The following is a 15026-nucleotide window of genomic DNA, read 5'->3' as shown; positions in this document are numbered from 1 at the left end:
AACGGTAGGGCTTTTTTGCAGATTAGTTATTCCAAGGTCATTGGGACAAATAGGGTTCATTATAATTCTCCTATTACTATTAAAATTCTGATATCCTCTCTCGGATTTCTTCAAGCACTTTTCCCTAATATGTTTCTATTTCCTCTATTACATTTTGATTGGAGAGTTTTTCTTGGTGAAAGCTAATGGTTGTTTTGTGACTTGCCCGTTTTTCATTAGATTAGAGAGGCTATAAACGGTTTTATCTAGTTTATGTTTCGCAAAAAGGGAATTCAATGGTAAAAAATTTGGATACAAAATATTTAATTTTTATGATAAACCTCAAAAACCACTACTAAATCAAAATGAAGTAAATTAGCATTTACACATACTTTTATACATATACTTATATCAAATTGTAGTCATAAACAGTCTTGTCTTTTTATAGATAGGCTTTGATACGTGAAGGAAGAGGTGATGGACGAATGAAAATTGTCAGTCAGGTCATGAAAAAACAAATATTTCGTGCGATGTTTATTGGAGGAGTAGTGGGACTTTTTGGTGTAGCTATTTTTTTAGGTGTTCTTCAAGCGAGCACTCAATTTTCTTTGGAAAATAATGGCGGTGATATAGCCAGTAATAGTAATAATAAAAATACAGACGCAGAAACAATTCCGACAGCAGGTGAAGCGATGGATGGAACTATGTTTTTTGCAAGTCAAGCAGGGGTTTATTCAAATTATGAAAGTGCAAGCTCGTTTGTAGCTGAACATCCTTCATTAAAAGAGAGTGCCATTGTCGAGGTTGATGGGAAATTTTACGTTTGGACAAGTATGGTAACCGATGAAAGTCAGCTTGTCTTTTTAAAAGATCCTCCCACATTTAAAAAAGCATTTAGTGTAAGTAGTGACAGCTGTAAGGAGGCTACGATTGCAGAGCTACCATCTGTGCTAGCTGACAAAAAGGCAACAAAATTAAATTTTAAGGATAATTCGAAGGATTCTACACTCCCTGCTGATTGGCAATCTATTGGTGCGGCAGCCTCTTCAATTTCAAACGATATTAGCATCATTCGTTTACATGTTTTTGCCCATTACAAATCGAAAAATACTTGTCTTCAAGTGAAGTTTTAAGCATGAAAGATGGCAAAATAAGCATTATCTTGATTTTTTGAAAATTTTCAAAACCTAAATTCTCCGTTATGATAACTAATAAGGAGGAATGGTCAGATAATGTTTAATACAAATCACAAGCTAGTGCTCGCTTCTGCTTCACCTAGACGAAAGGAATTGCTTGCAATGCTATCACTTCCATTTGACATAATCACCAGTGAAGTAGAAGAGACAAGTGTCCAGGCAACTACAATGCAAGATTATGTAAAAGGTGTAGCTCTATTAAAAACAAGGGATGTGGCAAAAAAAGCGCCAAATGCAACGATTATTGGAGCAGACACTATTGTTGTTTATGATAATAACCTACTTCATAAACCAACAGATCGTGAGGAGGCAATTTCTCACTTATTACGTTTATCAGGCAAGCATCATGCGGTCATGACAGCTGTTGCCATTATTGAGCCTAACGGTAATGAAACAACATTTATCGAGGAGACAAATGTTGTCTTTCATCATTTATCGCAGGAGCTGATCGAAGCATATGTAGATTCGGGAGACCCATTTGATAAAGCAGGTGGTTATGGCATTCAAACTGCTGGTACACTTTTAGTTAAGCGAATTGAAGGAGATTATAACAATGTTGTCGGCTTACCACTTGCAGCGTTGTTTACGCATTTGGTAGGTCTCGATATTATCCAATTTGCGAAGGAGTGAGTCTTTTTTGCCAAATGATGTTTTACCAAGAATGATGATACGAGACGTTAATATACAGGATCGACCTCGTGAAAGACTACTGCGACAAGGGGCAATGAGTTTATCGAATCAGGAGCTACTGGCCATTTTACTAAGGACAGGCACTAAAGAAGAGTCTGTACTTGTACTTGCAAATCGCATACTAAGTGTTTTTGAGCGTTTACATTATTTAAAACATGCAACTATAGAAGAAATGGTTGCGATTAAAGGGATTGGTGAGGTTAAAGCCATTCAAATATTAGCAGCCATTGAACTTGGTAGACGTCTTGCTCAGAAACAAAGCGATGAAAAATATACGATACGTTCACCGCAAGATGCCGCCGCCTATTTAATGCCTGATATGACCTCACTGAATCAAGAACATTTTGTAGTTCTTTTTTTAAATATAAAAAATCAAATTATTCATAGGCAGACGATTTTTATAGGCAGTCTAAATGCTTCAATCGTTCATCCTAGAGAGATATTTCGCGAGGCTGTAAAGAGATCTGCGGCTTCGATAATTTGTGCGCATAATCACCCCAGCGGCGTGCCGACCCCCAGTGAAGAGGATATTGAAGTGACGAAACGAATCTTAGAGGCTGGATATATTATGGGCATTGATTTGATTGATCACCTTATCATCGGCGATCATCAATTTATTAGTTTGAAAGAAAAAGGATATTTTTAGAGGCTGGGACAGAACTCGATTATTTTGAAAAATAGCGAAAATAGGTAATAACTTTTTTGCTTTAATGAGTAGAGTGTTCCTTCCTAAATCAAAAAAATGTTAGACCAATGCAATCGGTCTAACATTTTTCTTTTTGTCCCTCTTTTTTATGACTTAGTCTATATAAAATAAAAATAGCTGGTTCTATGTAGGGGGATTCGCAGGAACATTCAAAAGAAACGGGTAGAACATCAAAAAGAGAGAATATGGAATGCTTTAGAAATCCCTCGCGTTGTTCGCATCTTAACATTTGATGTTGCTTCAAATCTCTTCGTTACTTTAAAAATAAATATTTTTGTATTTTTTTGCGAAAAACTAAAATGAAAGCGAACCTTTTTTTAAATAAAACGTTATTGTACTCGTAGAAATGTCTATAATATTCACAAAAATTGGTAGCCTATTACACGTTGTCTTACAAGAATAAAAATTATATGCTAATCTATACGTACTATTTTTAGTTTAGGAGGGAATTAAAATAGTATCTTTTCCGCGAGAAGAGCATGTAGCACTATAAATTCTTGCGTTTATCCGTTATAATGAACGGTATGATTTTATCTTTATTCAGAAGAAGCCTCTCACTTCAACAGGTGTGAGATGATTGAGTGTGTAGTTTTTTCAGTAGGTGTTGAACATCGATTGAATGAAGATAAAGCGCTCTGTGTGTAATTACGCGCAGGGGTGTAGATGATGTCAACGAAAGTATGGCTTAAATAGAAAGGGAGTACACAAATTGTTTGGATTAGGAAGTAAAGATGTCGGGATTGACCTCGGCACAGCGAATACATTAGTGTTTATTAAAGGGAAGGGAATCGTTTTACGCGAACCTTCAGTCGTAGCGAAAAATACAAAAACTGGAGATATCGTTGCAGTTGGTAATGATGCCAAAAATATGATTGGTCGTACACCTGGTTCAATCGTAGCAATCCGTCCTATGAAAGATGGCGTTATTGCTGACTTTGATATTACTACAGCAATGATAGGATACTATTTAAAAGAAGCTTGTAAAAATTCTGGTGGAAATTGGAAAAAGCCGAATGTTATGATTTGTGTGCCTTATGGTATTACATCGGTTGAACAACGTGCGGTTATTGATGCTGCTCGCCAAGCAGGAGCTAAAGAAGCATTTACAATTGAAGAGCCATTTGCAGCAGCAATCGGTTCTAACTTACCAGTTTGGGATCCAACAGGGTCAATGGTCGTTGATATCGGTGGTGGTACAACAGAGGTAGCTGTTATATCATTAGGTGGTATTGTAACAAGTGAATCCGTGCGTGTTGGCGGGGATGCAATGGACCAATCCATCATTTCGTATATTCGTAAAACATATAATTTAACAATTGGTGAACGTACTGCAGAAGCAGTGAAAATGGAAATTGGTACAGCGTTGGCTGAGGGTCCAGAAAGTAGAATGGACATTAGAGGACGCGATCTTTTAACAGGTTTACCTAAAACAATCGAAATTTCTTCACAAGAAATCTCTGAATCTTTACGTGAAGCGGTATCATCAATTATTGATGGCGTTCGCAAAACACTTGAACAAACACCTCCTGAATTATCTGCAGACGTAATGGAACGCGGAATTGTTTTAACAGGTGGTGGTGCGCTATTAACAAATTTAGACAAAGTTATTAGCCAAGAAACGAATATGCCAGTATTTATCGCAGAAGATCCACTGGACTGTGTTGCTATTGGTACAGGTAAGGCTCTAGAACATATTGATTTAATCCGTTCACAACAAGTTAAAGGGTAAGGAGGTTTAGGCAATGCCACATTTTTTTTTCAATAAGAAATTAATTTTGCTGCTTGTAGGCATGGTTTTTCTTGTGGCATTGATTAGCTTCTCATTACGTGATCGGACGAATGCAACTTTACCAGAGCAAATTATTAAAGATACTGTCGGCGTCGCACAATCTATTGTTGCGAAGCCGGCGAATTATATTGCAGGTGTTTTTAATAATATTGATTCCCTCTTAAACACGTACGAAGAAAATAAACGTTTAAAAGCACGCTTAGAAGAATTTGCAGCTGTACAAGCTGAGGCTACGGAATTAAAATCAGATAATAAAAAGCTTCGTGAGCTTCTCGACAAATCAGAGAGCTTAAAAGAATTTAATCCGATTCATGCCACAGTTATTGCTAGAAATCCTGACCAGTGGGAAGAAAAAATTATTTTAGATAAAGGTTCTTCACACGGTGTAGAAAAAAATATGGCAGTTATGACAGCGAAAGGGTTAGTCGGTAAAGTTACAGTAGTGACACCTTTCACTTCTGAGGTAGAGCTTTTATATACAAGTAATCCAAACTATCGTGTTTCTGCGATGGTTTTAGGAGAGACTGAAGCATACGGTTTAATTGAGGGCTTTGATAAAGAACGTAATGAACTCATTATGAAGCGAATCGATTCAAGTTTACCAGTTAAAAAAGGTCAGCAAGTAGTTTCATCAGGACTTGGGGGTATTTTCCCAAAGAATGTGCCAATCGGAGAAATTACTGAAGTAAGTACAGATGATTTTGGCTTAACAAAAATGGCCTATGTAAAACCATCTGCAGATTTTTCAATTTTAGACTATGTTGTTATTGCTAAACGCTCCACTACTGTGGTAGATGGATCTGATGGTAGTGCAACGAACGAGGATTTAACACATCCACCAGAGGCGAGTAAAGAGGAGGAAAAATAATGGTTCGATTTCTCATCCCCTCTGTGGCGGTTTTACTATTTTTACTAGAACCAGAGTTTGCTATGCTTTCACCCATTGAAATCAAAGGACAAATCTATTATTTAGTGCCGAGATTTTTAATCTTATATTTAATATTTATTTCCATCTATTACAGCCGTCAGAGAGCGGTAATGTATGGACTTTTTTTTGGTGTCTTGTATGATGTCTTTTACATTGATATTATTGGATTATATTCAGTACTGTTTCCGCTTATTTGTTTTTTAGCAGGGTCTATTGTGAAAATTATTCATCAGCACTTAGTTGTGACAACGACGATTTCAGTTGTTTTAGTAGCGATTTTAGAATTTATACTCTATCAATTCTTCTATCTTATCGACTTTACATCGATCCCATTATCGGATTTCTTACGTTCACGACTATTACCAACGATCATTGCTAATGCACTATTTTTAATGATTCTTGGTTGGGCCTTCAAATATCTAATTAATGCGCGTGTCTTACAGAGAGCACGTGAAGTTTCTTAACAAAGAGCAACGTGGGGTGAGGCATTCATGAAAAAACAGTTGGTTAATATGAAGGGAACAAAGGGTGGATTTGTTCTTCATTTAGACGATCAATGCGCGTATGTCGATTTAGTAGAAGAGCTTAAAAAGAAAGTTTCAGAAAGCGGTATCGATAGCAAAGTAGATGTACAATTATATTTAGGTTATCGATACTGTTCTGATGAACAAATCAAAGAGCTTATTAAAATTGTTCAAGAAACAGAGCAATTAATCGTCTCAAAGGTGCAAAGTGAAGTACTGACTGTCCATGAGAGCGACCAGAAAAGGATTGAAAGTCAACAAGATACATATTTAGGTGTGGTCAGATCTGGTCAAATTCTGCGTTCGCCAGGCGATATTATTATCGTCGGGAATGTCAATCCGAATGGACGTGTAGAAGCTGGTGGCAATGTGTATGTCCTAGGTAAACTCAAAGGGATTGCACATGCTGGGGTTCATGGTAATAAAGAAGCGATTATTGCAGCATCTCGCCTTGAAGCTACACATATCATGATTGCTGATCAGGTTCAGGTAATGTCAGACGAACATGTAAAAGCAAAAAATCAGGAAGAGATGACTTGTGCATTTATCGGCTATGATGGGCGCATTACGTATGATCAAATTCACGCGTTAAAAAATATTCGACCATTGTTAAATGTGTCTAAGGGAGGAAGCTAGTGTGGGAGAAGCAATCGTCATAACTTCAGGTAAAGGCGGTGTCGGAAAAACAACGACCGCGGCTAACCTTGGGACTGCATTGGCTCTACAGGGTAAAAAAATATGTCTAGTAGATACGGATATTGGTCTACGTAATTTAGACGTAATTTTAGGCCTTGAAAATCGTATTATTTATGATTTAGTAGATGTTATTGAAGGGCGCTGTAAGATTCATCAAGCGTTAATAAAAGATAAACGTGTAGATGAGAAACTATTTTTATTACCTGCTGCTCAAACGACAGATAAAAATGCTGTTAATCCTGAGCAAATGAAGAGCTTAGTAGAGGAATTAAAACGAGACTATGATTATGTCTTAATAGACTGTCCAGCAGGCATTGAACAAGGCTATCGTAATGCTGTTGCTGGTGCAGATCATGCAATTGTCGTAACAACACCAGAAATCTCTGCTGTACGTGATGCAGATCGAATTATTGGCTTGCTTGAACAGGAAGAAATCACGGCTCCTAAACTAATTATTAACCGCATTCGCCAACATATGATGAGAAGCGGCGATACTTTGGATGTGAATGAAATTACAACACATTTGTCTATCGATTTATTAGGGATAATTGTAGATAGTGAAGGGGTTATTTCGTCTTCCAATAAAGGTGAACCTGTAGTGATGGATCCAACTAACAAAGCCTCTCTAGGCTATCGTAATATTGCCCGTCGAATACTTGGGGAATCTGTGCCACTTATGTCAATTGAAGATGAACATAGAGGTGTATTCTCAAAACTTAAAGCGTTATTTTCAAGATAATCTTAAACCTTTTCGTGCATTAGTACGAGAAGGTTTTTTTCTTGTGCATGAATGGACATGCGGCCTCATATAGTGTGAAAAAAGGGTGAGGGCTTGTTTAAGAAATGGAGATGGTTAGTCACAATATTACTTGTGGCTGCAATTATGCTTGTAATTCGTTTAGAGGATCAAGGTATATTGGAAACACCTGTGCGAAAACTTGTTACAACATCAGCAGATTTAACTTATTTAAGCGAGCTCGGACAAAGCTGGCTAAATAAAGAGGAGGAAACCATTTTAGTATCAAGTGATGTTGGGCAAACTGAACTATTAACATTTGCCGATGCGCAAGTTTTTAAGGAAGGCTTTTTATTGCAGTATGATGCTGGTCTTCCAGTGTATGCTGGGCAGAATGGTCTTGTTGTTTTCACTGGTCATACAAAATATACTGGTAAAACAATGACGATTAGCTATGATGATGGCACCACAGTTTCCTATGGGATGCTTGATAGTTTAGCGCAACTGCCGTATACAACAGTACAGGCAAATGATTTAATCGGCATGAAAGAGGCCGGACAACTCTATATCTCGATTGAAAAAGATAAGACATCTTATAGTTTAGAGCAGGTTGTACAGTGGCTTGAAACAGCGGCGTCCAATGAAAATTAAACTGCATCTTCTATGTATCCCTTTCGTATTTATAATGATTTTTAGTGGTCAAATTGCTTATTATGCTATTATTTTATCTTCGTTACTATGGCATGAAGCAGGTCATGTGTTAGCTGCAATGATTTGTGGTGTTAAGGTAAAATCATGCGTTATAACACCTTATGGAGGGGAAATAGAATTTGAAAATCCAGCGGTTGTGCCAGCTACGTCACTCCTTTGGATTGCCTTAGGGGGACCAATCGCTACAATATTAGGGATTGGCCTTGCTTTTTTTATGCCTGAACTACTTGCTGCAAAGCTCATCAATGCACAACTTGTGCTATTAGCAATCAATGTATTACCGATTATTCCATTGGACGGTGGCAGAATACTTTTAGCGTCTTTATTTTTAGTCTTTCCAAGTGTTCGGGTATTTGAATATTACTACTGGCTTTCTCTTGCAATTGCGACTATACTACTCATGATAACTTTATATTACCTCCCTCAATCTATTTTTTTAGCAATTCTATGTTTATTTATATGGCTTCAAGCGTTAAAAGAATGGAATTATCGAAAATATCGTTTAGCATTTGAGAAATATGTAATGAATAGATTGACTTAAAATAAATCGTGTGGTAATATCTTAATGTTATTGTTTGTAGCACCTGTGCTACTACAACCGCACTGGAAAGGTTTAAGTATCGTATGATCACCTTTATAAACAGGCGAGTCTGAGTCTATGAGGAGGTGCAGTAAAATGTACGCAATTATTGAAACTGGTGGTAAACAAATCAAAGTAGAAGCTGGTCAAGAAATCTATGTTGAAAAATTAGGTGTAGAAGCTGACGAGGTTGTAACTTTCGATAAAGTTTTATTCGTTGGTGGCGAAAACGTTAAAGTTGGAGCTCCATTCGTAGAAGGCGCTACTGTAACAGCTAAAGTTGTTAAAGAAGGCCGTGCGAAAAAAATCGTTGTTTTCAAATTGAAAGCTAAAAAGAACTACCGTCGTAAACAAGGTCACCGTCAACCTTACACAAAATTAGTTGTTGAAGCTATCAACGCTTAATTGTGAGGTGTAACGAATGATACAAGTTACGATTCATCACGATGAAAATAGACATGTGTCAGCATTCGAATTTTCAGGACATGCTGAATACGATGAATCTGGTAAGGATTTAGTATGTGCAGGAGCATCTACCATTGCCATAGGTACGGTGAATGCTATTTATGCACTATTACAATTACAGCCAGAAGTCGAACAAGCTGCTGAAGGTGGAGGCTATCTTAAGGTAGATTTACCATCAGATTTAGAGCCTGAGATTGATGCAAAACTACAGTTAATTGTCCAAGTAATGACTGCCCAAGTGTATTCTATGGTGCAAAATTACGGACAATACATCCAAATCAACTACAACCAAGTAGGAGGTGGAACACGATGAAATTATTATTAGCATTAGACCTTCAACTTTTCGCATCTAAAAAAGGGGTAGGTTCTACTAAAAACGGACGTGACTCTGAGTCAAAACGACTTGGTGCTAAACGTGCTGATGGCCAATTCGTAACTGGTGGTTCAATTCTTTACCGTCAACGCGGTACAAAAATTTACCCAGGTACAAACGTAGGTCGTGGTGGTGACGATACACTATTTGCTAAAGTTGACGGCGTTGTTAAATTCGAACGCTTAGGTCGCGATCGCAAACAAGTATCTGTTTACCCAGCATCACAAGAAGCTTAATCTTAAAAAAAGATAAACATAAAGCGTAGGACTGCATTTATTGCAGTCCTTTTTTTGGCTAAATTTCAACTTAGTTCAGTGGGCGTCCAAACATCCGCTGAAATATGGAACTCAGTCTAAGAACGCCACGTCCTGTGGCAACGACTGAGTGACCAACATCATGCTGTGTTGCCGCAATGCTTTCGCGCAGTTAAAACCCTTTTGCTGTCGCTTCGCTATCGAACAGACAAAAAAGTTAGCACTACGCTTTCGCACAAAAAACATTTGTTGCTGCCGCTGCGTTAGCACTACGCTTTCGCACAAAAAACATTTGTTGCTGCCGCTGCGTTAGCACTACGCTTTCGCACAAAAAACATTTGTTGCTGTCGCTACGTTAACACTACGCTTTCGCACAAAAAACATTTGTTGCTGTCGCTGCGTTAACACTACGCTTTCGCACAAAAAACATTTGTTGCTGTCGCTGCGTTAGCACTACGCTTTCGCACAAAAAACATTTGTTGCTGTCGCTGCGTTAACACTACGCTTTCGCACATAAAACATTTGTTGCTGTCGCTACGTTAACACTACGCTTTCGCACAAAAAACATTTGTTGCTGTCGCTGCGTTAACACTACGCTTTCGCACAAAAAACATTTGTTGCTGTCGCTGCGTTAGCACTACGCTTTCGCACAAAAAACATTTGTTGCTGCCGCTGCGTTAAGCACTACGCTTTCGCACAAAAAACATTTGTTGCTGTCGCTGCGTTAGCACTACGCTTTCGCACAAAAAACATTTGTTGCTGCCGCTACGTTAGCACTACGCTTTCGCACAAAAAACATTTGTTGCTGCCGCTACGTTAGCACTACGCTTTCGCACAAAAAACATTTGTTGCTGTCGCTACGTTAACACTACGCTTTCGCACATAAAACATTTGCAGGCCTAAGCACAAAGCCGATTTCGGACACAATTATACCGAGGAATAATTGATAAAGATTTAAGGGAAAAATACAGCAAAACTTGTTATACTAGTAAGGATAACTTTATTGGAGTGAATGGGATGAACAATCAATCACTAACCATTAGTGAAGTATTACGTTTTGCAAATCATGATTATGTGAATCAGCTCCAGCTTATTCGCATGAATTTAGATTTAGGTAGAATTGATGAATCAAAAAAACTTATTCAAAATTATTCGGAACAATTACAAGCACTTTCTATCCTTAATCGTCTACAATTACCGCAAACAATCGAGTGGCTGCAAACAGCAGGCTGGCGCTATCAATCATTACCAATGAAACTTAGCGGTGAGATAAAAAAGCCCGTCACAAATAATATTGATACGGAAATTGTAGATTACTTAAACAAAACAGTTATGCATGTTTATGATACATTAGATCCATTTACAGAGCAGAGCTTAGCGCTCGATGTACGTGTTGACGATCATACATTTGCCGTGACATTCACGCTAAATGGGCTATGGAGTGCTGATGCATTCACCGAAAAAGGTTTGAAACAATTAGACATTCAAACAATTGAACAGACGAATACGTGCTGGCAATATGTATTGAATGCAAATAGGGAGTGAACTAAATGTTTGTCGATCACGTTAAGATTTATGTAAAAGGTGGCGACGGTGGTGACGGAATGGTTGCCTTCCGCCGAGAAAAATATGTACCGAATGGTGGTCCAGCCGGTGGTGACGGTGGACACGGTGGTAACGTAGTATTTCAAGTTGAAGAGGGTTTGCGAACATTAATGGATTTTCGCTATAAACGCCACTTCAAGGCTGACCGTGGTGAGCATGGTATGAGTAAAGGAATGCATGGTAAACGTGCAGAGGATTTAATCGTTAAAGTACCACCAGGCACAGTTGTTATCAATGAAGAAACAAATGCCGTAATTGCTGATTTAGTCGAGCATGGTCAAACAGCTATAATTGCCAAAGCTGGTCGAGGTGGACGAGGAAATTCCCGCTTTGCAACACCAGCAAATCCAGCTCCAGAACTTTCTGAAAAAGGTGAGCCAGGACAAGAATTAAATGTTATATTAGAGTTAAAAGTTTTAGCGGATGTGGGACTAGTAGGTTTCCCAAGTGTTGGTAAATCAACGCTTCTATCTGTTGTTTCTGCTGCTAAGCCAAAAATTGGTGCTTATCATTTCACAACGATTGTTCCAAATTTAGGGATGATTGAAACGGATGATCATCGTAGCTTTGCGATGGCAGATTTACCTGGACTTATTGAAGGAGCTCATGAAGGAGTGGGCTTAGGCCATCAGTTTTTACGACATATCGAGCGTACACGTGTTATTGTCCATGTAATTGATATGTCTGGGATGGAAGGTCGAGATCCATACGAGGATTATTTAACGATTAATGAAGAGCTAAAACAATATAATCTTCGTTTAACAGAGCGTCCGCAAATTATTGTGGCAAATAAAATGGATATGCCAGAAGCAGAAGAAAACTTAGAGGAATTCCGCAAAAAAGTGGGAGAAGACATTCAAATTTTCCCGATTTCAGCAATTTCACGTCAAGGCTTAAAAGAGTTACTATTTGCCATTGCTGATTTACTGGAAGTAACGCCTGAATTCCCTCTATACGATGATTTAGAAGAGCAATCAGATGCAACGGTAATGTATAAACATGAAGGAAAAGGTGAAGATTTCGAAATTACTCGTGATGATGATGGTGCATTTATCATTAGTGGTTACGCAATTGAACGCCTATTTAAAATGACTGACTTCAGCCGTGAAGATGGTATTCGCCGTTTTGCTCGTCAATTGCGTGCAATGGGCGTGGATGAAGCACTACGCGAACGTGGAGCACAAGATGGCGATACAGTTCGTCTGCAAGAGTTTGAATTTGAATTTGTCGATTAAGACAAGAGTTTTAGGGGGAAGCGTATGAAGAATGTTGCGAATCAGCGATATTATTTAGTTCGTGAAGATGTTTTAACGGATGCTATGCAAAAAACTTTGGAGGCGAAACACTTACTGTCAAGTGGTTCGGTATCTTCCATTTGGGATGCGGTAAAGCAGGTGGATTTATCGCGTAGTGCGTTTTACAAATATCGTGATGCTGTATTTCCTTTTCACTCAATTGTGCAGGAACGCATTTTAACAGTCTTTTTACAGCTTCAGGACCGTAAAGGAACACTTGCAAAGCTTTTAGAAACAGTGACAATTACGCATTGCAATGTACTGACTATCCATCAAACTATACCGATTCAAGGACGTGCCAATGTTACGTTGTCATTAGATGTAACTAGCATGACATGTGAACTTGATGATTTAATACAGCAACTCAAACGTTTAGATTTTGTAGAGTCTGCGGAAGTGATTAGTTCTGGTGCATTGTAGTAACTGTTGATAGTAAATAATTAAAACCATAATTTATAAGCAAGCTTGAATTATTGACAAATGTAAACAGCAGTGTTTAATTTGCAGATTGAATTCAACTATAAAAGCACTAGCAAATATGTTATAAAGCTCAAAAAGGAGCAGTCCCACATGATGTAATACTGTCTGATGGGACAGCTCCTTATTCTATAACTAAAGAGTAAAAAAAGTCGTTGTATAGAACAAGCAAAGAGACGGATAGAACATTCATAAAGGGTCGGGCAGTCACCGACATGTGTTGAGAAACTTCGCACGTACCTAACATTCTATGTAGTACCATAAAATTAATTTTCTGAAAAAATAGAAATGTTAAATCTTTTATTTGCAAATATTACACACAGTAAATTAAACTCAAACTTTATACTACAATTGTAGTGAGGGAGGTAAATATCATGACAAAAGAACAATGGGAAAAACGAATTGGCTATTTAGGGCCGGAAGCATCATTTACATACTTAGCGACTAAAGCCACCTTTCCAACTGAGTGGCTTGTCCCTTGTGCTACAATTCCAGAATGTATAGAGGCAGTAGCAAAGGGGAAGGTAGATTTAGCAGTTGTACCGTTGGAAAATGCTTTAGAAGGCTCCGTTCCTTTAACGCTCGATTATTTATTTCATGAGGCAACACTATATGTTACAGGGGAGCTTCAGTTGAAAATACAGCAGCATTTAATGGTCAATCAAGAGCAGAAGAACAATTGGGAATCAATTAATGGAGTTTACTCACATCCACATGCGCTAGCACAATGTCATAAATACTTATTTTATCGATTCAGCCATGTTCCGTTACATCAAACGACATCAACAGCGGCAGCGGCAAAATATGTATCCGAAAATCCAAGCGAATGTATTGCGGCAGTTGGTAATGCAGCTGCGGCAGAAAAATATGGCTTAGAAATTGTTCAAGATAATATTCATGATTTCCATTTTAACCATACTCGTTTTTTCGTATTATCTAAGCAAAACATACGATTACCGCAAGAATTATCGGATGGACAGGCAAAAACAACTTTCATGATAACATTGCCAACGGACCGTTCGGGGGCATTACATCAAGTACTATCAGTATTTGCATGGCGACAGCTAAATTTAAGTAAAATCGAATCACGACCATTAAAAACGGGCTTAGGTGATTATTTCTTTATGATTGATGTATTGGCAGATGAAAAGGAGCCTATGATGCGTGGGGCCATGGAAGAACTAGCTGCACTTGGTTGCAAGGTGAAGTCACTTGGTACATACTTTACTTATCTAACGTCAGAAGAGTAACCAAAGTGGCTAGGAGGAATCATTGTGGGCGGCATTATTTTGTTTGACGGAGTATGCAATTTTTGTGACAGTAGTGTGCAATTTATTATCAAACATGATCAGGGAGCCTATTTTCAATTTGCCTCAATCCAAAGTGATGTAGGGCAGGCATTACTTGCACAATACGAAGTACCTGAAAATATAGATAGTGTCATATTATTTGAACATGGAAAGGCATATTTTGAATCTACAGCTGCACTTAAAATCTGTCGGAGATTAGATAGTTTCTGGCCAGTCTTCTATGTTTTCATCCTGATCCCATCATTTATACGGAATATGATGTATCGAATATTTGCAAAAAATCGGTATCGCCTTTTCGGTCAAAAAGAAATGTGCTTATTGCCAACGCCTTCACAGCGTAAAAGGTTTCTCTAACTTTGAAGAGGCTGGGACAAAAAGAAAAAATGTTAGACCGATTGCATTGGTCTAACATTTTTTTGATTTAGGAAGGAACACTCTACTCATTAAAGCGAAAAAGTTATTACCTATTTTCGCTATTTTTCAAAATAATCGAGTTCTGTCTCAGCCTCTTTTTTTGTTACTATGTTGCTAATATATTTCCATTTTAACTGATTGTAGCGTAGGGATACTCGAGTGCTCCTGTTGCTTCACTATCATCGCAGGGCAAAGCTTCTCGCGGGTAAGCGAGTCGCTCGTAGCGGAAATCAGCCTCTTTGAATTAATTCTGTATAAAAATGGCTAATCAATACACCTGATAGTAAATCATTTAAAT

Annotated in this window: 18 protein-coding genes and 1 other annotated feature; all 18 genes read left to right on the top strand. The window is 38.1% G+C overall.

Annotation, left to right across the window (positions count from 1 at the left end):
* Positions 1–464 precede the first annotated feature (464 nt).
* The 18 genes from BFJ97_RS06215 (at position 465) to BFJ97_RS06130 (ending at position 14668) form a co-directional block, all read left to right on the top strand.
* Positions 465–1112: a hypothetical protein gene (locus BFJ97_RS06215; RefSeq protein ID WP_068983773.1), complete on the top strand. Its 648-nt coding sequence runs from the start codon at positions 465–467 to the stop codon at positions 1110–1112.
* Between the two features lie 99 nt (positions 1113–1211).
* Positions 1212–1805 carry a Maf family protein gene (locus tag BFJ97_RS06210; protein WP_068983772.1) on the top strand — a complete coding sequence of 198 codons (594 nt, stop codon included), beginning with the start codon at positions 1212–1214 and terminating at the stop codon, positions 1803–1805.
* A gap of 34 nt (positions 1806–1839) precedes the next feature.
* Complete coding sequence (gene radC / locus BFJ97_RS06205; RefSeq protein WP_083226948.1) at positions 1840–2511, top strand: RadC family protein; 672 nt, start codon at positions 1840–1842, stop codon at positions 2509–2511.
* Positions 2512–3280: 769 nt separating this feature from the next.
* Positions 3281–4300 carry a rod shape-determining protein gene (locus BFJ97_RS06200; RefSeq protein ID WP_068983771.1) on the top strand — a complete coding sequence of 340 codons (1020 nt, stop codon included), beginning with the start codon at positions 3281–3283 and terminating at the stop codon, positions 4298–4300.
* 13 nt (positions 4301–4313) lie between these two features.
* Positions 4314–5228 carry a rod shape-determining protein MreC gene (mreC, locus tag BFJ97_RS06195; RefSeq protein WP_068983770.1) on the top strand — a complete coding sequence of 305 codons (915 nt, stop codon included), beginning with the start codon at positions 4314–4316 and terminating at the stop codon, positions 5226–5228.
* Positions 5228–5752 (top strand): rod shape-determining protein MreD, encoded by a 525-nt coding sequence (mreD, locus tag BFJ97_RS06190; protein ID WP_068983769.1) that lies wholly within the window; start codon positions 5228–5230, stop codon positions 5750–5752. Before mreC ends, mreD begins: the two co-directional genes overlap by 1 nt.
* Positions 5753–5779: 27 nt before the next feature.
* Positions 5780–6448: a septum site-determining protein MinC gene (gene minC / locus BFJ97_RS06185; RefSeq protein ID WP_068983768.1), complete on the top strand. Its 669-nt coding sequence runs from the start codon at positions 5780–5782 to the stop codon at positions 6446–6448.
* 1 nt (position 6449) lies between these two features.
* Positions 6450–7247 carry a septum site-determining protein MinD gene (minD, locus tag BFJ97_RS06180; RefSeq protein ID WP_068983767.1) on the top strand — a complete coding sequence of 266 codons (798 nt, stop codon included), beginning with the start codon at positions 6450–6452 and terminating at the stop codon, positions 7245–7247.
* Between the two features lie 93 nt (positions 7248–7340).
* Positions 7341–7895, top strand: coding sequence for a M23 family metallopeptidase (locus BFJ97_RS06175; RefSeq protein WP_068983766.1), 555 nt, complete (start codon positions 7341–7343; stop codon positions 7893–7895).
* Positions 7867–8496: a stage IV sporulation protein FB gene (locus BFJ97_RS06170; RefSeq protein ID WP_254660125.1), complete on the top strand. Its 630-nt coding sequence runs from the start codon at positions 7867–7869 to the stop codon at positions 8494–8496. The genes BFJ97_RS06175 and BFJ97_RS06170 overlap by 29 nt, the downstream gene beginning before the upstream one ends.
* A 45-nt stretch (positions 8497–8541) precedes the next feature.
* Positions 8542–8617, top strand: a sequence feature (ribosomal protein L21 leader region).
* Positions 8618–8631: 14 nt separating this feature from the next.
* Positions 8632–8940, top strand: a complete 309-nt coding sequence (gene rplU / locus BFJ97_RS06165; RefSeq protein WP_036124117.1) for a 50S ribosomal protein L21 — start codon at positions 8632–8634, stop codon at positions 8938–8940.
* A gap of 16 nt (positions 8941–8956) precedes the next feature.
* Positions 8957–9313 carry a ribosomal-processing cysteine protease Prp gene (locus BFJ97_RS06160; RefSeq protein ID WP_068983764.1) on the top strand — a complete coding sequence of 119 codons (357 nt, stop codon included), beginning with the start codon at positions 8957–8959 and terminating at the stop codon, positions 9311–9313.
* On the top strand, positions 9310–9609 hold the full coding sequence (gene rpmA / locus BFJ97_RS06155) for a 50S ribosomal protein L27 (protein ID WP_053484817.1): 300 nt from the start codon (positions 9310–9312) through the stop codon (positions 9607–9609). The genes BFJ97_RS06160 and rpmA overlap by 4 nt, the downstream gene beginning before the upstream one ends.
* Before the next feature lie 1035 nt (positions 9610–10644).
* On the top strand, positions 10645–11172 hold the full coding sequence (locus BFJ97_RS06150; protein ID WP_068983763.1) for a Spo0B domain-containing protein: 528 nt from the start codon (positions 10645–10647) through the stop codon (positions 11170–11172).
* 5 nt (positions 11173–11177) lie between these two features.
* On the top strand, positions 11178–12467 hold the full coding sequence (obgE, locus tag BFJ97_RS06145; RefSeq protein ID WP_068983762.1) for a GTPase ObgE: 1290 nt from the start codon (positions 11178–11180) through the stop codon (positions 12465–12467).
* A gap of 24 nt (positions 12468–12491) precedes the next feature.
* Positions 12492–12947, top strand: a complete 456-nt coding sequence (locus BFJ97_RS06140; RefSeq protein WP_053484814.1) for an ACT domain-containing protein — start codon at positions 12492–12494, stop codon at positions 12945–12947.
* 431 nt (positions 12948–13378) lie between these two features.
* A complete protein-coding gene (pheA, locus tag BFJ97_RS06135) occupies positions 13379–14254 on the top strand; it encodes a prephenate dehydratase (RefSeq protein ID WP_068983761.1) in 876 nt (291 codons plus the stop codon).
* 24 nt (positions 14255–14278) lie between these two features.
* On the top strand, positions 14279–14668 hold the full coding sequence (locus BFJ97_RS06130; RefSeq protein ID WP_068983760.1) for a thiol-disulfide oxidoreductase DCC family protein: 390 nt from the start codon (positions 14279–14281) through the stop codon (positions 14666–14668).
* The last annotated feature ends 358 nt before the right edge of the window (positions 14669–15026 follow it).

It is taken from the genome of Lysinibacillus xylanilyticus (genome assembly GCF_001708185.1).
In the GTDB taxonomy this organism is placed as follows: Bacteria; Bacillota; Bacilli; order Bacillales_A; family Planococcaceae; genus Lysinibacillus; species Lysinibacillus xylanilyticus_A.
Note: the sequence above shows the minus strand (reverse complement) of the source record. Positions and strands in the feature narration are given on the sequence as shown.